Consider the following 21,030-nt stretch of genomic DNA (forward strand, 5'->3'; position numbering starts at 1 on the left):
GACCGGCTGCCGACGCACATCATCGACAAACGCGTGACCGAGTTGATGGACCTGACCGGAAGGAAGGCGATCGTCACCGGCGCCGGCGGCGACGGCCTGGGGCAGGCGATCGCCAATCGCCTCGCGGGACTCGGCGCCGATGTCGCCCTGATCGGCCGGACCCTGGAGAAGGTGGAGCGCCGGGCCGGGGAGATCGAGAAGCGCTGGGGTGTCAGGGCCGTGCCGATCCGCGCCGACATGTCGGACTGGGACCAGGTGCACAGCGCGGTGGTCGAGAGCCGGGACGCGCTCGGCGGGCTGGACATCATGGTCAACAACCCCGTGATGGTGGTGGCCGGACCTTTCGAGAAGCAGACGAAGGAGGAGATCGACCAGACCGTGCTCGGCAGCCTGACGATGCTGATGTACGGCGCGCACGCGGCGGTGGAGCATCTGCTGGCCCAGGGCTCGGGACGGATCCTCAACATCGGGGCCGTCGGGGGCGGGTCCAGAACCGCGGTCTGGTGGTCTACAACTCCTGCAAGGCCGGCGTCATCGGCTTCACCCGCAACCTCGCGCACGAGATGGCCCCGCGTGGGGTGAACGTGCTGGGCGTCGCCCCCGGCATCATGATCAAGCCGGACCTGAAGCAGCGGATCCTCGACCCGCAGTCCGAACAGGACCACGCGGCTCGCAACTCCATCGCGGAGTCGATCACCCAGCAGGTCCAGCTCGGCCGTGTGAGCCTGCCCGAGGAGGTCGCCAACATGGTCGCGTACCTGGCCTCGGAGGCCGCCGACTACATGTGCGGGCAGACCATCGACGTGGCCGGCGGCCAGTGGATGAACTGACGGGAGGCCCGCGGATGCGTGGACCCGCCCAGGGGTCCGAGGGCGTGCGTCGCAACAGGGTCACGCCCCTCCCCTCCGTCGCACTCATCCCACCCGCGCCGGGCATGCCCGTGAACCTGGTCGGCGCGTTCAGGACCCCGGACCAGAACGCCGGCGTCGGGTCGTGGACGTCGGCGGGAACGTCCATGAGGAACGTGCTCAGAAGAATGCGGTGCATGAGGAATCCGATCCGAGCCGATCACTTCAAGGCGAAGGAGGACATCGTCTCGGCAGTGCTCGAGCCGGTCTTCGCGCGGCTGACCGAGTTCCTCGACGCCGCCGAGACGGAACCCGACCCGCGCCGCCGACTGGACGTGGCCCTGGAAGGACCGGCGAGTGGCCGTCACGATGACCGGAGGCGGGCTGCTCTTCAGCGGGACCTCGCGGCGAATCGACGGGATTCCCCGCCAGGAGCTGCGGGAACTCCTGCTGACCGCCGCGCACCGGCTCCTCCTCCCGGGCGAGCAGAGCGAACAAGCGGAAACCTGACGCCGGTTCGACCCCGGCCGGAGCCGGCAAGCACCCCGGCGCATGAATCGACCCTTACCTGGGTAAAGGCCCTGGTCAGCGTCTCGACTCTCATCGGGTTGTGCCGTACTGCGCGTATAGTTTCGTTGTGAGCAACCACAGCCAAGACACCGAAACGTCAAATTCGCAGGCCGGCGGAGTGCAGTCGGTCGACCGAGCCATCAGCGTCCTCGAGATCCTGGCCCACCGTGGCGAGGCCGGCGTCAGCGAGGTGGCCGCCGAGATCGATGTTCACAAGTCCACCGCGTTCCGTCTGCTCGGCGCCCTGGAGGCGCGTGGACTGGTGGAGCAGGCCGGCGAGCGCGGCAAGTACCGGCTCGGCTTCGGGATCGTGCGCCTGGCCGGCGCCGTCACCGGACGTCTGGACATCACGCAGCAGGGCCGCCCGGTCTGCGAGCGTCTCGCCGAGGAGATCGGCGAGACGATCAACATCGCCGTGATGCAGGAGCACTTCGCGATCAACCTCTACCAGGTGCGCGGCCCGGCGGCTGTCGCCGCGCACAACTGGGTCGGCGAGCTGACCCCGCTGCACGCCACGTCCAGCGGCAAGATCCTGCTCGCGCACATGCCCGCCAAGGAGCGGACCGTGCTGCTGGCGGAGGCCGGCCTGAAGAAGGTCACCCCGCACACCATCACCGCGAAGGCGAAGCTGGAGAAGAACCTCGCCGACGCCCGCGAGCGCGGCTACTCGTGGACCCTGGAGGAGTTGGAGATCGGCCTGCACGCGATGGCCGCCCCGATCCGCAACCAGGATGGCGAGGTCGTCGCCGCGCTCAGCGCGTCCGGCCCCTCGTACCGCTTCACCGAGGAGCGGTTGCACGAGCTCTCCCCGGTGCTGCTCAAGGGCGCCGAGGAGATCAGCCACCGCATGGGCTATCTGGGCTGAGTCACCCCTGGGCGATGCCCAGCCGCTCGTTCACCCAGTCGTGGAAGGCACCGATGTGGTGCTCGCTGGGCACCAGCACCCCGCCCTTGGCGTACATCCGGGAGCTCATGCCGGGCTGTGTCCGTTCGCACGCCTCGAAGTCCTGCCGGTTGACCCGGTCGAACAGCTCCACGGACCGGCTGACGTCCTTGCCGCTCTCGACGACGTGCGGGAGGTAGAGCCAGTCGCACTCGACGACCGTGCGGTCGTGCGCCATCGGGTACATCCGGTGGAAGATGACATGGTCCGGTACGAGGTTGATGAAGACCTGCGGCTTGACGGTGATCGCGTAGTAGCGGCGGTCCTGGTCGTCCGCGACACCCGGGATGCGGTCGAGACCCTCGCTGCCGTCCACGGTGAAGCCCTGGACCTCCTCGCCGAACTCGGCGCCGTGCCCGACGTAGTACTGAGCCGCGTAGCCGTCGGCGAACTCCGGGAGCACCTCGGTGAGTTCGGGGTGGATCGTGGCGCAGTGGTAGCACTCCATGAAGTTCTCGATGATGAGCTTCCAGTTGGCCTGCACGTCGTAGACGATCCGCTTGCCGACGGAGAGGTTGTCGATGTCGTAGTGGTCGATCGACTCGACGTCGCCCAGCCGCTCGACGACCGCCCCCATGATGTCCTCCTCGAAGGAGGGCGGGTTCTCCGCGAGGCACACCCAGACGTAGCCGAGCCATTCGCGCACGGCGACGCTCGCCAGGCCGTACTCGGTACGGCCGACGTCGGGCATCTTGGTCAGGTTGGGCGCGGCGACGAGTTTGCCGTCCAGGCCGTAGGTCCAGGCGTGGTACGGGCATTGGAAGGCGCGCTTGACCTCGCCGCTCTCCTCGGTGCAGAGCTTGGCGCCGCGGTGCCGGCAGACGTTGAAGTAGGCGCGGATGCTGTTGTCCCTGGCCCGGGTGATGAGGATGCTCTCCCGCCCCACGTCGACCGTGCGGAAGGCACCGGGCTTGGCCAGCTCGGAGGCGCGCACGGCGCAGAACCACATGGTCTCGAATATGCGCTCCTGCTCCTGGGCGAAGATGCCGGGATCCGTGTAGGCGGAGCCGGGGAGGGTGGCGATCAGGCTGTCCGGCAGGCTGGTCGAGGTCACGGTGCACTCCTCGGGAACGTCGGGGAGGGATCAGGAACAGGGGTTACGACGTCACGGCGGCGAGCTGCTTGCGCCAGCGCATGAACAGGCGGGGCTGGTTCATCCCGAGCACGGCGACCGGTTCTCCGCCGCGCCGGTAGACGGCGAGGACGTTGCGGTCGTCCGCGGCGCCTTCCTCGACGGTGACGCTGTCGGCGCCGGCCGCGTGACCGGCGAACTGGATCTTCACGCCGTACTGGTCGGACCAGAAGTACGGCGGCCGGGGCAGACCCGGCTCCACCGCGCCGCCGGCCAGCAGGGTGGCGATCGCGGCGTCGGGCCGCTCGCGGGCGCCGGTCCAGTGCTCGACGCGGCGGTGCAGGCCCGCTCGGGGGTCGTACCAGTTGGCGCAGTCGCCGACCGCGACCACACCGGCCAGGCTGGTGCGGCCGTCGGCGCCGCACTTCACCCCGTTGTCGAGCTCGACGCCGGAACCCTCCAGCCACTCGACGCAGGGCCGCGCGCCCACGCCGACGACCACGATGTCGGCGGGGATGCTGCGGCCGTCCTCCAGCAGGACGGCGTCCACGCGGGTCTCCCCGCTCAGCCCTTTGACGCCGACCCCGCACAACAGCCGTACACCGTGGTCGGCGTGGAGTGCGGAGACGATGGTGCCCATGGTCTCGCCCAGTGGCCCGGCAAGCGGGGTCGGAGCCGCCTCGACGACCGTCACGTCCAGCCCGAGGGTGTACGCCGTGGAGGCGACCTCGGCGCCGATGAAGCCGCCGCCGATCACCACCAGACGTCCGCCGCGGGCGAGTTCGTCGCGCAGGGCGCGGGCGTCGTCCAGGGTGCGCAGGGTGTGCACCCCGGCGAGGCCCTCGGAGCCGGGCAGGGTGCGCGCCGCGGCGCCGGTCGCGATGACCACGCCGTCGGCGCGCACCTCCCGGCCGTCGGCGAGGCGGACGGTGCGGTCCGTACGGTCGAGGCCGGTGGCGCGAGTGCCGAGCAGCCACTCCGCGCCGAGGTCCTCGCCGTCCGACTCCAGCACCAGGTCCGCCTCGCCGAGTGTGCCGGCCAGGAACTCCTTGGACAGCGGCGGCCGGTCGTACGGGCGGTGGAGCTCGTCGCCGATGACGACGAGCCGACCGTCGTAACCCTGCTTGCGCAGCGAGCGCGCCGCCGAGAGGCCCGCGAGCGACGCGCCGACGACGGCCACCGTCCTCACGCGGGACCTCCGGCCAGCCGGGAGGCGATGCAGGGGGGCAGGTTGGGCGCGTCCGCGGACACCTGTACGTAGATCGTCCCGTCCTCGATCACGACCTCGTGCGTCCGCACCGGCAGCTTGGCCGGTGGGGCGTCCACGGCGCCGGTGCGCAGGTCGAACTTCGATGCGTGCAACGGGCATTCCACCTCACAGCCCTCCAGCCAGCCGTCGGCGAGCGAGGCGTCCTGGTGAGTGCAGGTGTCGTCGATGGCGAAGACCTCGCCGTCGTCGGTGTGGAACACCGAGACCGGCGGATCGATGTCGAGCCGGAGGGCCTCGCCTCGCGGGAGATCCGCGAGACGACACACGGGAATCATCATGACACCTCGGTGCGTATAGCGAAACGGATTGCGGTAAGCGCAACATCAGTCTGAGGTCGGGCCAGAACCCTTGTCAAGGAGTTCCGAGGCCCGGATGACCCCTTCCGCATGTTGCTCTTTACGCAACCAACAGCGCTATAAGCAACACGATGGGAGCAGGGGTCGGCACCGGAATCAGTGCCTTTGTGCAGGTCAGGCGGTCAGTGACCGCGGGCGATCCAGTCCGGAAGCTGCGGCGCCTCCGCGCCGACGGTCGTCGTGTCCCCGTGACCGGTGTGCACGACGGTGTCGCCGGGCAGGGTCAGCAGCCGTTCCCGGATGGACTCGATGATGGTCGGGAAGTGGCTGTACGACCGTCCAGTGGCCCCCGGTCCGCCCGAGAAGAGCGTGTCGCCGCTGAAGAGCGCGGAGAGGGCGGGCGCGTACAGGCAGACCGCGCCCGGGGCGTGGCCGGGGGTGTGCAGCACGGTCAGTTCGACCCCGGCGACCACCAGGATCTGCCCATCGGCCAGCTCGGCGTCCGGCGCCCGGTCGGGGTGGGTCTGCTTCCACAGCGGCAGGTCGTCCGGATGGAGGAGGACGGGGGCGCCGGTGCGTTCGGCGAGTTCGGGGGCGGCGTCGATGTGGTCGTTGTGCGCGTGCGTACAGACGATGGCCTTGATCCGCCGCCCGCCCACCGCCTCGGCGATGGCGTCGGCGTCGTGGGCCGCGTCGATCACGACGACCTCCTGGTCGTCGCCGACGATCCACACGTTGTTGTCGACGTCCCAGGTGCCGCCGTCCAGCGAGAAGGTCCCCGAGGTCACAAGGCGCTCGATGCGGGCCTCGGCCATCAGAGCACCACCACCGAGCGCAGCACATCGCCGCCGTGCATCCGCTCGAAGGCCTTCTCCACCTCGTCCAGGGCGATGGTCTCGGTCACGAAGGCGTCCAGGTCGAGGCGGCCCTGGAGGTAGAGGTCGATGAGCATCGGGAAGTCGCGGGAGGGCAGGCAGTCGCCGTACCAGGAGGACTTCAGCGAGCCGCCGCGCCCGAAGACGTCGAGGAGCGGCAGCTCCAGCTTCATCTCCGGGGTGGGCACGCCGACGAGCACGACGGTTCCGGCGAGGTCGCGGGCGTAGAAGGCCTGCTTGTACGTCTCCGGGCGGCCGACCGCCTCGATCACGACGTCGGCGCCGAAGCCGCCGGTCAGCTCGCGGATCGCCTCGACCGGGTCGCCCTCGCGCGAGTTGACGGTGTGGGTGGCGCCCAGCTTCTGGGCGGTGGCGAGCTTGCGGTCGTCGATGTCGACGGCGATGATCTTCCCCGCACCGGCCAGGCTCGACCCGACGATCGCCGCGTCGCCGACACCACCGCAGCCGATGACGGCGACCGAGTCACCGCGCCCGACGTTGCCGGTGTTGATCGCGGCGCCGATGCCCGCCATCACGCCACAGCCGAGCAGGCCGGCCGCGGCGGCCGAGGCGGCCCGGTCCACCTTGGTGCACTGCCCGGCCGCGACCAGCGTCTTCTCGGCGAAGGCGCCGATGCCCAGGGCCGGGGACAGCTCGGTGCCGTCCAGCAAGGTCATCTTCTGCTTGGCGTTGTGGGTGTTGAAGCAGTACTGCGGCCGTCCGCGCAGGCAGGCCCGGCACTGACCGCACACCGCACGCCAGTTCAGGATCACGAAATCGCCGGGAACGACGTCCGTGACGCCCTCCCCCACCGACTCCACGACGCCCGCCGCCTCGTGCCCGAGCAGGAAGGGGAACTCGTCGTTGATGCCGCCCTCGCGGTAGTGGAGGTCGGTGTGGCAGACCCCGCAGGCCTCGATCCTGACCACCGCCTCGCCCGGGCCGGGGTCCGGCACGATGATCGTTTCCAGGCCGACCGGGGCGCCCTTCGCCCGTGCGACGACAGCGCGGACCTGCTGAGACATGGCCACTCCTCGACTGGTACGAGACCTGAGTCCGATGTTGCTCATTACGGCACGCAGAGCACGTGCCGCAACACAGCATCGTGGAGGGCAGACCGGCGGTCAAGAACGGGGAAGGCCCCTACTCCGGGGGCGTGGGAGTGTCGTGGGTGCGGTACATCGCCTGGACGTCGAGCTCCAGCTGGACCGTCGGTCCGACCACCGCGATACCGCGCGCCAGCATGGACCGCCAGTTGAGGGTGTAGTCCTCGCGGTGCAGCTCCGCCTTGGCGAGGGCGGCGCAGCGCAGTTCCTCGCCGTAGCCGCCGTTGACCATGCCCAGGTAGGTGGTGTCCAGGGACACCGACCGGCTGACGCCGTGCATGGTCAGGGTGCCATTGAGGGACCACTTGCTGCCGCCCCGGAAGGCGAACCGCGTGCTCCTGAAGTCGATGTACGGGAAGTTGTCGACGTCGAGGAAGTCGGCGGACCTCAGGTGGGCGTCCCGGGTGTTGTTGCCCGTGGTGATGCTGGACGCGTCGATGCGCACGTGGACGCGGGAGTCGGAGACGTCCTGGGTGACCTGGATGCCGCCCTCGAAGCGCTCGAACCGGCCGTGCACATGGGCCATGCCGACATGCTTGGCGATGAACCGGATCGCGGTGTGCGGCGGGTCGAAGAGCCAGGTGCCGGGGACCGGGAGGTCGGCCTGCCGGCCCGGCTGGAGCCAGACGCGCTGCGGGGCGACACCGGCGTCGGCGAGGACCGGCACGGTCTCGCGGTGCGGTTCCAGCCCCTCCGCAAGGATCATCACGCTGTAGTCGCCGGGCGGCAGTACGGCCATGAACATTCCGTAGGGGTCCGTGGTGCCGCGGGCCGCGACCTGGTGGCTGCGCAGTTCCGTCACCGTCACGTCGGCGCCGCCCAGGGGCTGGTTCACCGGGTCCAGGACCTCGCGGACGACGACACCCGCGCCGGCCGGGACGGGAAGCGTGAGGCCCGCGGCGCTTCCGGGGGCATTCCTGAATCGCCGCCGGAGCAGTCCGAGGGGCATGGTGTTCACCTTTCGGTTTCGTCGGTCAGTACTTCGTGTGCGGCCGGTCGCCCCGGTGGGCGGTTCTCAGTACGTCCAGCACGCCCTCCGTGGTGACCGGCCGCGGATTGGGGTACGTCCGGCTGGTCGCCTCGCCGGCCGCGACGGCCAAGTCGGCTTCCTTCAGGCCGAGTTCGGCCAGCGAGCGAGGAGCGCCGAGGCGACGGGCGAGATCCCACAGGGCGCCCGGAACGTCCTCGGTGTCGAGGGCTCGGCCCAGCGCGGCCATCGCCTCGGGCGCGGCGGGCGCGTTGTGGGCGAGGGCGTACGGCAGGACGACGGTGTGGGTGTCGGCGTGCGGGAGGCCGAAGGTGCCGCCGAGGACATGGCAGAGCTTGTGGTGCAGGCCCATGGTGGTCGCGCCGAGCGCGGCACCGCACAGCCAGGCACCGTAGAGGGCACGGCCCCGGGCGTCCGGGTCCTCCGGGTCGGCGACCAGTTCGGGCAGGGCGCCCGTCATGGCCCGTACGCCTTCCTCGGCCGTCAGCGCGATCAGCGGTGAGACGTCCGGCGCGTACAGCGCCTCGGCCGCGTGCGCCACGGCGTTGATGCCGCTGGTCACCGTGAGGCCGACCGGGAGCGAGAGGGTGAGCTCGGGGTCGTAGACGACGCTGCGGGGCAGGACGGAGGGGTCGCGGCCGGTCCGCTTGGCGCCGTTCTCGGTCAGGCCCCAGACCGGGGTCATCTCGGACCCCGAGTAGGTGGAGGGCACGGCGATCAGCGTCAGTCCCGTCCGCAGGGCGATCATCTTGCCGAGCCCGATCGCGGAGCCACCGCCGACGGCCACGCACCCGTCGGCGCCCAGGGAACGCGCCACGTCGACGGCCCGCTCGGCGACCTCGGCGGGCACGTGCATACGTGCCTCGGCATGCACCCCGACGCACGCATCGCCCAGCGCGTCCGCGACGGCGCGGGCGGTCTCGGCGCCCCGCGGCCCGCTGACCACCAACAGCCGCCGCAGACCCAGGTGTTGGGCCTCTTGAGGTGTCGCGGCGCCGGCGGCGCCGGCCCGCAGGACCACCCGCACGGGCCGGGTCTCGTGCACGAACTCCCTCATGATCGAGCCGGGTTGAGTACGAGGTCGAAGCGGGCGTGCCGGAACGGGTTCGGGATGCCGAACTCCCGCGCCAGGGCTGGGTCGTCGGTCTCGGCGAAGTCCTGCACCAGGCTCTCCTTGACGGCGAACACGGCGTCCGAGTCGAGGTAGTCGGTGCCCGCGACGAAGATGTGCGTGGTGACCGGCGCGTGTCCTTCGGCCGAGGCGATGAAGTGGATGTGGGCCGGGCGGTAGGGGTGACGGCCGGTGGCCTGGAGGAGGTCGCCGACCGGGCCGTCGGTGGGGATGGGATACGGGCTCGGCACGCAGGTGCGGAACCAGAAGCGGCCCTCGGCGTCGGCCGTGAACAGCCCGCGCCCGTTGCCCGGCGGCTGGACCTCCGGCTGCTGGACGTCGTAGAAGCCCTCGGCGTTCGCCTGCCAGACGTCGAGGCCCGCGCCGGGCAGCGGGGTGCCGTCCAGGGAGAGCACCCGGCCGCTGACCACGCACGGTTCGCCGCCGCCCACCAGGTCGATGTCCGCGCCGAGTTCCCGGACCGGGGACTCGGTCATGTGGAAGGGGCCGAGGACCGTGCTCTCGGTGCCGTGCCCGTCGCCGTTGATCGTCTCGACGAGCATCGAGACGCCGAGCACGTCCGACAGGAGCACGAACTCCTGCCGGGTGTCCGTGCAGGTCTGCCCGGTGGCCGTCAGGAAGTCGATCGCCCGCTCCCACTCGGCCATCGTCGGCCCGGTCTCCCTGACGAAGGCGTGCAGATGGCGGGTGAGGGAGGCGAGCAGTTCGCGCAGGCGGGGGTCGGCCGTGCCGTCGAGGCTGTCGACGACCGCCCGGGTGAGGTCGGTACTCATGTGCGGGAGGTCCTTCCGGTCAGGCGCGTCCGAGGATCCGCCGGACCGCCTCGGTCAGCAGCCGCTCGGCGTCCGCGGCGGCCGTCGGGCACCGGAAGGCGACGTAACCGTCCGGGCGTACGAGCAGCGCTCCCCCGTCGACCACCTCGCTCAGGCGCGCCCAGTCGCCGTACGGGTCCTCGTACTCCTGGCCGGGGCCGATGACGACCGTCGCGATGTCGAGATCCTGGTTCCCGGCCGCCCGGATCCAGTCCGCGCCGCCGATGCCGGTGAGCAGGGTGAAGCGGCCCTGGCCGACGGTGTCGAGGGTGGAGAGGGTGCGGGTGCCCGAGGTGATCCAGGCGTGCGGGAGTTTGGCGCCGGGGCGGGAGCTGGGCCGGTGGTGCAGCTCGGGGTCGCGGTCGAAGCCGGGGTCGGGGGTGCCGTCGGGGACGATCGCGGCGGAGGTGTAGCGCTGGTTGAGGTCGACACCGTGCGCGTTGAACTCGTACACCTTGAAGGCGATCGCCTCGCGCAGCCTGGCCCGCTGTTTCTGCGCGGCCTCGGAGTCGTCCTTGCGGGCGGCGATGTTGGCCCACAGCTGGTCGGGGGTCTGGGGCGAGAGTCCGTCCAGCGCCTCGAAGATGGGAGCGGTCTCGCCGATGGACTTGTTGGCGCGGGTGACGATCTGCCGGCCGATCGGGGCGCGTTCGGCGGTGTAGGTGTCCAGCAGGCTCGGGGCGGCGGTGCCGTCGAGGACGAGCTTGAGCTTCCAGGCCAGGTTGTAGGAGTCCTGGATCGAGGTGTTGGAGCCGAGGCCGTTGGACGGCGGGTGGCGGTGCGTGGCGTCGCCGGCGCAGAAGACGCGGCCGTCGGAGTAGGTCTCCGCGTACATCTCGTTGACGGTCCAGGCCGAGGAGGACTTGATGGTCACCGGGATGTCGTCGTCGCCGACCAGTTGGCGGACGATCGACTCGGCGTACTCGGTGGTCAGGTCGGGGGCGCCGGCCGTGACGTCGTAACCCCACACGATCAGCCACTCGTTCCAGGGCCGCACGCACCGCACCAGGCCCGCGCCGATGCCGCCGACGGTGGCGCCGGGGGCCAGCACCCAGTAGAGGGTGGAGGGCCGGTGGGCCGTGTACTTGGTCAGGTCGGCGTCGAAGACGATGTTGATGCTGCCGGCCACGCCCATCTGGCCGCCCATCGGCAGCCCGGCGTCCTCGGCGACCTGCGAGCGGCCGCCGTCGGCGCCGATCAGGTACTTGGCACGGATGGTGTACTCGTCGCCGCGCAGCAGGTCCTCGACGGTGACGGTCACGCCGAAGTCGTCCTGGACGAAGGACTTGTAGACGGTGCTGAAGCGGAGGTTCGTGCCGCGCGCCACGGCCGCGTCCATGAGCACCGGCTCCATGAGGTGCTGGGGCATGTCGCACATGCGGGTGGGGCTGGCGAGTTCGTGGGCGGCCTGGACGAGCGGGTCGTTGCCCCAGGAGCGGACCCGGCCGAGCTCCTCGCCGGCCAGGCTGGTGCAGAAGGTCGTGTCGCCCATCAGCCGCTGCGGCGTCGCCCGGGCGATCACCTCGTCCTCGACGCCGAGGTCGCGCAGCACCTCCATCGTCCGCTGGTTGGTGATGTGCGCGCGGGGTGTGTCGGCGAGGCGCGCGTAGCGGGTGACGACGATGTTCGGTACGCCGTAGGTGCTCAGGGCGAGCGCGGCGGAGGCGCCGGCGGGGCCACTGCCGACGATGAGCACGTCGGTCACGACATCGGGCTCGACGGTGTGCACGGGGACGCTCCAGGGAATGAGAACAGGCACCGACTGTTCAAGATCATGTGACCGGGCGCGGGAAGTCGGGTGTCTCAATACGAGACAGTGCGCATGGTCGGCCGTGGGACGGGTCGTTGCGGGACAGGTTGTTGCCTGTTCAACCGTTCCCGGTAGGGTTGGCCGTGTCGTGACCACCGCCGAGCTTCCCTCCGTCCGCCCCACGCTCGCCTCCCTGCGCAGGGCCCGCGAGCTCTTCCTGCTGGGGCGGCAACTCCCGGACGGGATACCGGAGGAGGTCGTCGCCGCGTGGAAGCGTGCCCGCTTCTTCGGCGTGCGGCACGACGCGGCGAACCCGTCCCCGGCCGGCCCCGCCGGGGCGCCCGAGTCACCCCTGCTGACCGCGGCCCGGCCCGTCCTCGAACGGATCGCCCCCACCCTCGGCACCGGCCGGATGTCCCTCGTCCTCACCGACCACCGCCTCCGGGTGCTGTGGGCGGGCGGTTTCGGGCCGGGCGACCCCTGCCAGGACCTCTCCGAGCAGGTGGTCGGCCACAACAGCGCGGCCCTCGCACTGCACACACATCGCCGCGCCGAGGTGCACGGCCCCGAGCACTTCCTCGACCTGTGGCAGGACCTCTCCGCGGTGAGTGTGCCGGTACGGGCGCCGGAGACCGGCCGGCCGCTGGGCACGGTGACGGTCGCCTGTCCGCTCTGCGCCGAGTGCGGCCCGCATCCGGGCGCTCCGCTGGCGGAGGCCGCGGTGAGCGCGGTGGAGGCGGAGCTCCTCGCGCGGTCGCGGACGCCCGAACGGGTGCTGCTGGACGCGTACTTGAGGGCCGCGGGAGAGCGGGGGCGCGCGGTCGTCGCGCTCGACGGCCGGAGTCGACTGGTCAGCGAGGCTGCCGGGGAGGTGCTGTCGCCGGAAGGGCTGGAGGCGCTGGAACAGGGTGCGGTCGGTCTGGTGCGGGACTTGGGGGAAGGTACGCCGTCGTCCGTTACGACGGCGGGTCGCGCCAACGGTCCGGGAGCCGCGACGCGCGCATCCTCGTACCGCATCCGACTGCCGGACGGCGCCGGATGCGCGGCGGCGACGCTCACGCCGGTGCTGCACCGGGGTTCGGTCGTCGGCGCGGTCGGGGTGCTGGATCCGGTGGGGCATACGGCCGTCACGGCCGCCGCGCCGACGGTGGCAGGCCTGGCCGGGCGATCGGTGCCGTGGCGGCATGCGGTGGGCCGGGCGGTGGAGTTGGCACGGTCGCCGGAGCCGCTGCTGCTCGTCGGCGAGCGGGGCACCGGGAAGACCTCACTGGCCCGGGAACTGGCCACGGAGCTTCTGGTCGTGGACGCGGCGGAGACCGAACTCGCCGCCGGGACGGACGAGTTGATGAACGGCCGTGCACTCCTCATCCGTCATGTCGAGCGTCTCGCGCAGCCGGACACGGCGGCCCTCAACTCCCTCCTGGATACACGTCCGGGCGCCCCCCTGCTGGTCACCTACACCCCGGAACACCACCCGGTCCCTGTCTCCAGCGGCTCCTGGACACCCTGGCGGCCCGGTCGGTCGCGCTCCCCGCGCTACGCGAACGGCCGGACGACATCAGGGAGTTGCTCACGTCCCTTGCTCCCAGGCCTGAGCCGGGGCACCCTCCGCTCACCTGGACGCTGGACGCGTTGCGCGCCCTGGAGCAGCATTCCTGGCCCGGCAATGTCACGGAACTCGCCCATCTGGTACGGGCGTTGACCGAGCACCGGCGGGCGACCGGCCCGGTCCGGCGGGCCGAGCTGCCGGACCCGGTGCGTGAGGGTCCCGCACCCCGGCCGCTGAGCCCGATGGAGCACGCCGAGCGCGCCGCCATCCTGGAGGCCCTGCGCCTGCACGGCGGCAACAAGGCCCGCACGGCCGCGTCCCTGGGCATCGCCCGCGCGACGCTGTACCGGAAGCTGCGGGGATACCGGGGCTGAGCCCCGTCAGGACCGGCTCCGGCGCCCGCCCAGCGCGTCGACGGCGCGTCCGCGCTGCCCACCGTGCGCCGTCGCCGCGGGAACCTCCGGCCGGACCCGCCCCGGCGCCGGTCCCGGCGCAGGTGCCGCACGTCCCCGGCGCCGGTTGCGGGGCGTCCGCTGGGGCCACCACAGGACATAGGCCGCCGACCCGACCGCGAAGGCCAGGCGGATGAAGCCCTGGGTGGGGTCGGAGGGGATCACCAGGGCGCTGCCGTAGAGGGAGATCAGGGCGATCCAGCTGACCCACGGGACCAGGCGGCGCTGGCCGATCGAGTCCCAGATCAGGGTGCCGAGGAGGACCGAGGCGTTGTAGTACGTGTACACGCTCGGGTCCAGGACGATGCGGGCGTCGGCGGCGAGCAGCACGACCGCCGGCCAGCGGTGCCGACGTACGGCCAGGGTGCCCAGGGCGATGCCGAGGACCATCTGGGCGGGGCGGTCCCACCAGGGGGTGGCGGCGTCGTGGACACCGAACCAACGCAGGGACGACGCGGGCTGGTTGGGGATCGTGAAGCGGGCGGCGGCCAGCGTGTCGAGGTGGGTGAGGTAGAAGGGCAGCCAGGCGGCGGCGACCAGGCCCGCGGCCCACGCGGCCGAGCGCAGCCGGGCGGGCCGTGGCAGGGCGAGCAGGAGGGGCAGGAAGCCGACCGCCCAGGGTTTGCAGTCCACCGCCAGGGCCAGGAAGACGCCCACCGCCGTGGCCCTGCCGCGCACCAGCGCTCGTAAGGCGAGTGTGGTGAAGAAGAGCGCCAGTACGTCGTCGAGGTGCGCGAAGCGGACCGCGACCTCCACCCACATGGGGATGAAGGCCGCCCCGGCGATCAGCACGCGCTGCTGAAGTCGCTTATGGTTGAGGCCCGTTCCCCGGTAGTGGTCGGCGGCCGCACGGCCGACCAGGACCAGCATGTACAGGCCCAGGCCGGACATGAACGCGTCGGCGAGCTTCTCGCCGAGACCGGCCGGGAACGGCGCGAACAGTCCGGCGACCAGGAAGCTGACCGGGCCGATCTGGAGCTCGGGGTGGTTGGCGTAGAGCGCGAGGCCGCCGCCGGGGATCTGGTTGAAGAGGAGTTGCTGACCGGTTCTCAGGTAGTGCCAGGACACGGCTCCATGGCGTTCCGCGACGACGAACCAGACGGCTGTCCACAGGGTCAGCAGCGCGTTGTGCAGGCGCACCGGATAGCGGCCGATGCGGCCGATCCGCGCCCCGTCCCTGGGCACGGCGCCGGCCGTATCCCGCTTCCGCACGTCCCGTCCTTCCTCTCCGACATCCGTGAAGAGGGGGTCGCGGGACTGTGGGTTGCTTGTGCGGAGGTAAGGAACACCACTCGGTGCACGGATCTCAGTGCAGAGCTCTCAGTGCAGAGCTCTCAGTGCACGGCGAACTGGACCCGCGTCGGCTGCACGACGTTCGGGCGGATGGCGATGCCGTTCACGGTGAGCCGCTGGCCGTAGATGTCGGTGATCCTGATCGAACCGCCGCATCCGCCGCCGTCCTCGGCGAGGAAGTAGTTGTAGTCCTCCCGCTTCAGCGAACGCCAGCCGCCACCGCTGCTCACCTCCAGCCGCGCCAGCGGATTGCGGTGGCCGATGACCTGGATGCCGCACCAGTACTGCGAGGACCCGGTCTTGTACCGGACCGACAGCGGGCCGAGGCCGCTGGGGCTCGCCAGGGTCCAGGTGATGGGGATCCGGCCGGCCGAGGGCGCCGCGAGTTTCGCGAACGCCTCCGCGCTGAGGTCGATCTGGCCGGGCGCGCAGTCCCCCGGGCATTCGTTGGTGATGCGGACCGTGATCGACGCTCCACTGGCCGCGTGGACGACCACGTACGCCCCGCACGCCTTGGAGGCCTCGTAGTCGGTGGTGTTCATCGCGCCGGTCATGACGTCGCCGCTCGGGTCGAACAGGCAGGCGCCGCCGCCGTCCGCGTCGTAGAAGGTGGCGACTCCCCGGTAGGTGACGCCGGGGCGGATGCGTCCCGCCAACGGCGCGCTGCCGGAGGCGGGTTGGGCGGCGGTCGTGGCCGCCGGCTTCGCCGACGCGGTGGTCGCGGAGGGGGAAGGCTTGTGCGGCTTGGGCTTGGCCGACGGCTTCGGGGATACGGCCGTCGCGGCGGCGGACGTGGACGGGGACGCCGTCGAGGCCGGGGCGGACGCGTGCGTGCTCGCGGCCGACGTGGCCGCGGTGTCCCGCGCCTCCGACTTCCGGCCGGTGAGCAGGACCGCGGTGAGGGAGGCGACGATGAGTACCGCGGCCGCCGATATGAACAGCCACCGTCTGTGCACCGGACCTCCTCGACGACCGCGCTGTGGGGCGCGTGTGACAAGGGCAGCGATCGTGCCAGACCCGGGAACCCGGCGGCAAGCCCGATCCCGGGGAGCGGTCGGCCCCGAAAGTTTCGTGGCAGCTGGTTTCCCTTTCGCCGGCGCGAGCGGCTGACGCATCCTGTGAACCGGTCCGCGCTGCTCACCGGCCCGAAGACCGCCGACCCGACCGGGGCGGCCGCCCCACGAAGGAACGACATGACGTGCAAGCAGGCCCTGGTGGTCCGAGGCGGATGGGAGGGGCACGAGCCGGTCCGGGCAACGGAGTTGTTCCTGCCCTTCCTCCGCGGCAACGGATACACGGTCCGTGTCGAGGAGTCGCCCGAGGTCTACGCCGACCCGGCCGCGATGGCCGGCACGGACCTCGTCGTGCAGTGCGTGACGATGTCGGAGATCACCGGCGAGCAGGTGGCGGGGCTGAGCGCGGCGGTCGAGGCGGGCACCGGCCTCACCGGCTGGCACGGCGGCATCTGCGACTCGTACCGCGCCTGCGCCGACTATCTCCACCTGGTGGGCGGGCAGTTCGCGACCCACCCGGGCAAGGAGCCGTGCGAGCGCGAGGGTGGCCAGGAGGACAACTACCTTCCGTACCAGGTGCAGTTCACCGAACTCGGCCGCGAACACCCGGTCACCGCGGGCATCGAGGACTTCGAGCTGCGCACCGAGCAGTACTGGGTGCTCCACGACGACCTGATCGACGTACTCGCCACCACCACGCATCCCGCCCGTCCGTGGCAGCCCTGGCACCGGCCGGTCCACTCCCCGGCGGTCTGGACCCGCAGTTGGGGCGCCGGACGCGTCGTGGTCACGACGCCGGGGCACAGCCTCGACGTCCTGGAGAACCCCAACGTCCGCACCGTCATCGAGAGGGGCATGCTGTGGGCGACGCGCACCGCATCGGCGTCGTAGGTCTCGGGGTCATCTCCCGCGCGTACCTGGACACGCTCGTCGGTCATCCCGCCGTCCGCGTCACCGCGGTCGCCGACCTCGACGCCTCCCGCTCGGCCGCCGTCGCCGCCGAGCTGCCCGGCGTAGAGGCGCTCCCCGTCGGGGAGTTGCTGGGCAGCCCGGAGGTGGACACGGTCCTCAACCTCACCGTACCCGCGGCCCACGCGGAGATCGCCCTCGGCGCGATCGGCCACGGGAAGCACGTCTACGGCGAGAAGCCTCTCGCCGCGACCCTGCCCGAAGCTCGCGCCGTCATGGAGGCGGCCGCGCAGGCGGGAGTCGGTGTCGGATGCGCGCCGGACACCGTCCTGGGGACCGGGATCCAGACGGCTCGGGCGGCGGTCGAGGCGGGCCGGATCGGGCGTCCGCTGGCCGCCTCGGCCGTGATGGTCACCCCGGGGCACGAACGCTGGCATCCCCACCCCGACTTCTACTACACCGTCGGCGGCGGCCCGTTGCTGGACATGGGGCCGTACTACCTGGCCTCGCTGGTCCATCTCCTGGGCCCGGTACGGTCCGTGATCGGGGCGGCCGGCCGGCTGCGCACCGAGCGCGTCATCGGGTCGGGCCCGCGCGAAGGCGAGCGGATCCCGGTCGAGGTGGACAGCCATGTCTCCGGAGTGCTGGAGCACGTGAGCGGAGCCCTGACGACGATCACCACGAGCTTCGACGGCGTCGCCACCACGGCCACGCCGATCGAGGTCCACGGCGAGACCGGAACCCTCGCGGTCCCCGACCCGAACCACTTCGCAGGCGACGTACGCCTCTTCGCACTCGGCGACACGGAGTGGCGCACACTGCCGCCGTCGGCGGGTTACGTCGACGCGGCGCGGGGCGTCGGTCTGCTGGACCTCATCACGGCCGACGCACGTCGGACACCTCGCGCGAGCGGTGAACTCGCCCTGCACGTACTGGAGATGATGACCGCGCTGCTCCGCTCCTCGGCGGAGGGCCGCCGGATCGAGCTGACGACCTCGACGCAGCCGCCCGTCCCCGTTCCGCTCACAGCGGCCGGGGATTGGTGAGCTGAGGTCACACGGCCTCGGCGGCCTGATCCCCGCTGTCGCGCTCCGCCTCTGCCACCGGACGGGGAACGATCGCCCGGGGTGCGACCGACTCGGCGGCGGCCGGTCTACGGATCAGCAGCAGCGCCGCGTCGTCGTGGAGCCGCCCGCCGACGTGGGCGAGGAGTTCGTCGTGGAGTGCGTCGAGGGTGCGGGCCGGGTCGTCGGAGGCGTGCCTGGCGAGCCCCTCGTGCAGGGGGTAGAACGCGCGGCCGCGGTCGCGCGCCTCGGTGACGCCGTCGGTATAGAGGAGCAGCTGGTCACCGTCCGTGAAGGGCAGGACCTGGAGGCCGGGAGTGTGCCCGGTCAGCGCCCGCAGGCCGAGCGGCGGGGTCGGGTCCGTGGGCTCCACCGCCGTGACGCTCCCGCCCGCGCGGACCAGCAGCGGCGGTGCGTGTCCGCAGTTCACCACCTCCAGGTGCCCGGGCCGCGGGTGGCCGGCGACCACGGCGGTGACGAAGTCGTCGCTGCCGAGGTTGCGGGCCAGGCTGCGCTCGATCCGGTCGACGACGGCGAGCAGATCGGGCTCGTCGTAGGCGGCCTCGCGGAAGACACCGAGGACCAGAGCGGCCGTCCCCACGGCCGGCAGCCCCTTGCCGCGCACGTCGCCGACGATCAGCCGGACGCCGTACGGAGTGGGGATCAGGGCGTAGAGGTCCCCGCCGATCCGGGCCTCGGCCGCCGCGGCGCTGTAGCGGACGGCGACCTGGAAGGGGCCGACCGTCTCGGGCACGGGCACGAGAAGCGCGTGCTGGGCGGTCTCGGCGACCGAGCGGACGGCCGCGAGCACCCGCTCCCGGCGAGCGCGCAGGAAGCAGGCGAGGCCGCTCGCCAGGGTGACGGCCAGCAGGGCGGACAGCACGGCCGCCAGCTCACGGGCCGGGACGCCGTCCCGGATGCCGAGCAGCGAGCCCAGCAGCACGGCGAGGAGACCGACGCAGGCGACACCGCGCGGGCCGTTGGTGCTGGCGGCCAGCGCCGGTCCGGCGGCGAGCAGGGGAAGCCAGATCATGCCCGCCCCGCCGACCAGGTCGGCGAGCGCGACGGCGGAGACGATCAGCATGGGCAGCAGCGGCGTCCCGGCGGCCAGCCGCGCGGCGGCGCACCTGCCACCGCTGTCTCGTCGAGCCCGACTCATAGTGCGTGCGCAGTCCTCACCTGTGTCCGGGCCGGTCCGTACGGGACGCGTTCCCGATTTGCCTGTTTCATCCAGGAAACGGTGTCGGGCCCGGGCCTCACAAGGAGACAGTTTTCAGATAGTGAGCGAGAGGGTCCTGGTGACGCGGCTCGCTGTGGGCAGCAGTCGGGCGCGGACCTCCGGCAGCCTGGCGAGCCGGTCCGCCGGCAGGGAGACGCCGAGCGAGCCGATCATGTCCCCGCAGTAGACGGGTACGGCGACACAGACCGTGCCCAGGCTGTACTCCTCGAGGTCCGTGACGGCCGGGGCCAGCGGCGGGTCGTCCAGCCGGCGCAGCAGCTCCGGCAGGCTGGTGACGGTGCGCGGCGTGAGGTCGGCCAGGTGGTGCCGGGAGAGGTAGTCCTTGCGGGCGTCGTCGTCCAGCTCGCGCAGCACGGACTTGCCGAGCGCGGTGGCGTGGCCGGCGTCCTCGAAGCCGACCCAGAGGTCGACGCGGGGCGTCCGGGGGCTGTCGACGATCTCGGCGACCCGGATCTCGCCGTCCTCGTAGAAGGTGAGGTAGGCGGCGGCCGCGAGCTCGTCGCGCAGTGCGGCGAGGGTGGGCCGGACCCGGCTGAGCAGGGCCTGCCCGCGGCTGCCGGACCGCAGGGTCTGGAGTTTGTCGCCGAGCACGAACCGGCCGTCGTCCAGTTTCCGCAGGTAACCGTCGTGGACCAGGGTGCGCAGCAGGTGATAGGCGGTGGCCAGCGGCAGCCCCGCCTCGCGCGCCAGCTGCTTGGCGGGCGCACCGCCCTCGTGCGCACCCACCCCTTCCAGCAGCCGGAAGGCCCGCTGGACAGAGGTGATCAGCGTAGGACCGTCACGCGCACCCATGGCTACAGCGTGCGCCGGGGCCCTGACCGGGGCAACGCGAGCCTCCATTCCGTTGAAGACTCAATCAACATCGAGGGCAATATCGAGGGCAATATCAGCGGCAAAATCGGCGGCAAAATCGGGGGGCGGGTCGATTTCATCGGGGCCGGGCCTGCCGTGGGAGTAGGGCGGTTACTACGGCCGTACTACTCGTGCTCGACGCCCTCGACCCTCCGGCGGAGGCCAACTGCCCGTCCCTGTCCCTACCTTGAGGGCACGACCCGTCCCCCAGCGTGGTCCAGAGCGCCTCAGGAGAAGACCGTGCACGTACTGCTCGTCGAGGACGACCGAGACGTCGCCGAAGCCCTCCAAGGGGCCCTCGGCCGTTACGGCTACCACGTGGCCTGGGTCGCCACCGGAGGGCACGCGCTGACCGCGCCGGACGCGGACTTCGTGCTGCTCGACCTGGGACTGCCGGACATGGACGGCCTGGACGTGTGCCGGGAGTTCCGGGCCCGCGGCGATGTCCCGCTCATCGTGATCAGCGGGCGGGGCAGTGAGACGGAGCGGGTCGTCGGGCTCGAACTCGGCGCGGACGACTACCTGGTGAAGCCGTTCCTGGTACGTGAGTTGATCGCGCGGATGCGGGCGGTGCTGCGCCGGCATTCCGTCCGCCCCGGCGGCCCGCACCGCCCGCCGACCGCTCCGCGTGATCTGTACGGGCGGGTGGCCGTCGACCGCCGCGGCCATCGCGCCTACCTGGACGGCAGCGAGGTGCGGCTGAGCCCCAAGGAGTACGCCCTGCTGGCCTTTCTCACCGAGCGGGTGGACAGCCTGGTGACCAGGGAGACCATCATGAGCTCGGTCTGGGACAGCAACTGGCTCGGCCCGACGAAGACCCTGGACACCCATGTGACGGCCCTGCGGCACAAGCTCGGCGAGGCCCTGTCGATCCAGTCGGTGCGCGGGGTCGGTTTCCGGCTGGGCGTCAGGTCCGCGCTTCCGCTGCCGACGGAAAACGATGCAACCCCGGCCGGGGTACACTGACCTCGCCTACGAGGACCACGTCGTGCCTGG

General features: G+C 71.6%; 20 protein-coding genes and 1 pseudogene. 8 read left to right on the forward strand and 13 right to left on the reverse strand.

Translation table 11 applies throughout. The annotated features are described in order from the left end of the window. Positions 1-45: 45 nt before the first annotated feature. The 3 genes and pseudogenes from ACQEWB_RS04460 to ACQEWB_RS04470 all read left to right on the forward strand — a co-directional run. A pseudogene (locus tag ACQEWB_RS04460) lies at positions 46-822 on the forward strand (SDR family oxidoreductase); the annotation flags it as partial. 383 nt (positions 823-1,205) lie between these two features. Continuing rightward, positions 1,206-1,358: a hypothetical protein gene (locus ACQEWB_RS04465; protein WP_432827241.1), complete on the forward strand. Its 153-nt coding sequence runs from the start codon at positions 1,206-1,208 to the stop codon at positions 1,356-1,358. Between the two features lie 178 nt (positions 1,359-1,536). Continuing rightward, positions 1,537-2,283 (forward strand): IclR family transcriptional regulator, encoded by a 747-nt coding sequence (locus tag ACQEWB_RS04470; protein ID WP_432827243.1) that lies wholly within the window; start codon positions 1,537-1,539, stop codon positions 2,281-2,283. Position 2,284: 1 nt separating this feature from the next. On the opposite strand, the gene ACQEWB_RS04475 is transcribed toward ACQEWB_RS04470, so the two are convergent. From ACQEWB_RS04475 to ACQEWB_RS04515, 9 genes are all read right to left on the reverse strand, one after another. After that, complete coding sequence (locus ACQEWB_RS04475) at positions 2,285-3,415, reverse strand: aromatic ring-hydroxylating oxygenase subunit alpha (RefSeq protein WP_432827245.1); 1,131 nt, start codon at positions 3,413-3,415, stop codon at positions 2,285-2,287. 43 nt (positions 3,416-3,458) lie between these two features. Next, on the reverse strand, positions 3,459-4,622 hold the full coding sequence (locus tag ACQEWB_RS04480) for an NAD(P)/FAD-dependent oxidoreductase (protein ID WP_432827247.1): 1,164 nt from the start codon (positions 4,620-4,622) through the stop codon (positions 3,459-3,461). Beyond that, positions 4,619-4,981, reverse strand: coding sequence for a bifunctional 3-phenylpropionate/cinnamic acid dioxygenase ferredoxin subunit (locus ACQEWB_RS04485; RefSeq protein WP_432827249.1), 363 nt, complete (start codon positions 4,979-4,981; stop codon positions 4,619-4,621). The genes ACQEWB_RS04480 and ACQEWB_RS04485 overlap by 4 nt, the downstream gene beginning before the upstream one ends. A 200-nt stretch (positions 4,982-5,181) precedes the next feature. After that, a complete protein-coding gene (locus tag ACQEWB_RS04490) occupies positions 5,182-5,814 on the reverse strand; it encodes an MBL fold metallo-hydrolase (RefSeq protein ID WP_432827251.1) in 633 nt (210 codons plus the stop codon). Continuing rightward, complete coding sequence (locus tag ACQEWB_RS04495) at positions 5,814-6,899, reverse strand: S-(hydroxymethyl)mycothiol dehydrogenase (RefSeq protein ID WP_432827253.1); 1,086 nt, start codon at positions 6,897-6,899, stop codon at positions 5,814-5,816. The genes ACQEWB_RS04490 and ACQEWB_RS04495 overlap by 1 nt, the downstream gene beginning before the upstream one ends. 118 nt (positions 6,900-7,017) lie before the next feature. Beyond that, positions 7,018-7,929, reverse strand: coding sequence for a YceI family protein (locus ACQEWB_RS04500; RefSeq protein WP_432827255.1), 912 nt, complete (start codon positions 7,927-7,929; stop codon positions 7,018-7,020). A 25-nt stretch (positions 7,930-7,954) separates the two neighbouring features. Next, on the reverse strand, positions 7,955-9,025 hold the full coding sequence (locus ACQEWB_RS04505) for a maleylacetate reductase (RefSeq protein ID WP_432827257.1): 1,071 nt from the start codon (positions 9,023-9,025) through the stop codon (positions 7,955-7,957). Next, complete coding sequence (locus ACQEWB_RS04510; protein WP_432827259.1) at positions 9,022-9,873, reverse strand: intradiol ring-cleavage dioxygenase; 852 nt, start codon at positions 9,871-9,873, stop codon at positions 9,022-9,024. The genes ACQEWB_RS04505 and ACQEWB_RS04510 overlap by 4 nt, the downstream gene beginning before the upstream one ends. A 19-nt stretch (positions 9,874-9,892) precedes the next feature. Further along, positions 9,893-11,641 (reverse strand): FAD-dependent oxidoreductase, encoded by a 1,749-nt coding sequence (locus ACQEWB_RS04515; protein WP_432827261.1) that lies wholly within the window; start codon positions 11,639-11,641, stop codon positions 9,893-9,895. A gap of 169 nt (positions 11,642-11,810) precedes the next feature. On the opposite strand from ACQEWB_RS04515, the gene ACQEWB_RS04520 reads away from it, so the two are divergent. Both ACQEWB_RS04520 and ACQEWB_RS04525 read left to right on the forward strand, forming a co-directional pair. Next, positions 11,811-13,364, forward strand: coding sequence for a GAF domain-containing protein (locus ACQEWB_RS04520; RefSeq protein WP_432827263.1), 1,554 nt, complete (start codon positions 11,811-11,813; stop codon positions 13,362-13,364). Further along, complete coding sequence (locus ACQEWB_RS04525; protein WP_432827265.1) at positions 13,361-13,585, forward strand: helix-turn-helix domain-containing protein; 225 nt, start codon at positions 13,361-13,363, stop codon at positions 13,583-13,585. The genes ACQEWB_RS04520 and ACQEWB_RS04525 overlap by 4 nt, the downstream gene beginning before the upstream one ends. Before the next feature lie 6 nt (positions 13,586-13,591). Here the strand turns inward: ACQEWB_RS04525 and ACQEWB_RS04530 are convergent, their stop codons facing one another. Both ACQEWB_RS04530 and ACQEWB_RS04535 read right to left on the reverse strand, forming a co-directional pair. Then, positions 13,592-14,875, reverse strand: a complete 1,284-nt coding sequence (locus tag ACQEWB_RS04530; protein ID WP_432827267.1) for a hypothetical protein — start codon at positions 14,873-14,875, stop codon at positions 13,592-13,594. A gap of 122 nt (positions 14,876-14,997) precedes the next feature. Next, entirely contained in the window at positions 14,998-15,912 is a 915-nt protein-coding gene (locus ACQEWB_RS04535) for an expansin EXLX1 family cellulose-binding protein (RefSeq protein ID WP_432827269.1), read from the reverse strand. Positions 15,913-16,149: 237 nt separating this feature from the next. On the opposite strand from ACQEWB_RS04535, the gene ACQEWB_RS04540 reads away from it, so the two are divergent. Both ACQEWB_RS04540 and ACQEWB_RS04545 read left to right on the forward strand, forming a co-directional pair. Then, positions 16,150-16,860, forward strand: coding sequence for a ThuA domain-containing protein (locus ACQEWB_RS04540; protein ID WP_432827271.1), 711 nt, complete (start codon positions 16,150-16,152; stop codon positions 16,858-16,860). Beyond that, on the forward strand, positions 16,830-17,924 hold the full coding sequence (locus ACQEWB_RS04545; RefSeq protein WP_432827273.1) for a Gfo/Idh/MocA family protein: 1,095 nt from the start codon (positions 16,830-16,832) through the stop codon (positions 17,922-17,924). Before ACQEWB_RS04540 ends, ACQEWB_RS04545 begins: the two co-directional genes overlap by 31 nt. A gap of 7 nt (positions 17,925-17,931) precedes the next feature. Here the strand turns inward: ACQEWB_RS04545 and ACQEWB_RS04550 are convergent, their stop codons facing one another. Beyond that, positions 17,932-19,101 (reverse strand): PP2C family protein-serine/threonine phosphatase, encoded by a 1,170-nt coding sequence (locus tag ACQEWB_RS04550; RefSeq protein ID WP_432827275.1) that lies wholly within the window; start codon positions 19,099-19,101, stop codon positions 17,932-17,934. Positions 19,102-19,215: 114 nt separating this feature from the next. After that, the gene (locus ACQEWB_RS04555; RefSeq protein WP_432827277.1) at positions 19,216-19,974 is read right to left on the reverse strand and encodes an IclR family transcriptional regulator; all 759 of its coding nucleotides are present in this window, start codon (positions 19,972-19,974) and stop codon (positions 19,216-19,218) included. A 300-nt stretch (positions 19,975-20,274) separates the two neighbouring features. Here ACQEWB_RS04555 and ACQEWB_RS04560 point away from each other — a divergent pair, with 300 nt between their 5' ends. Beyond that, positions 20,275-21,000 (forward strand): response regulator transcription factor, encoded by a 726-nt coding sequence (locus ACQEWB_RS04560; protein WP_432827279.1) that lies wholly within the window; start codon positions 20,275-20,277, stop codon positions 20,998-21,000. The last annotated feature ends 30 nt before the right edge of the window (positions 21,001-21,030 follow it).

The organism is Streptomyces sp. CA-249302 (assembly GCF_050936785.1).
Taxonomy (GTDB): domain Bacteria; phylum Actinomycetota; class Actinomycetes; order Streptomycetales; family Streptomycetaceae; genus Streptomyces.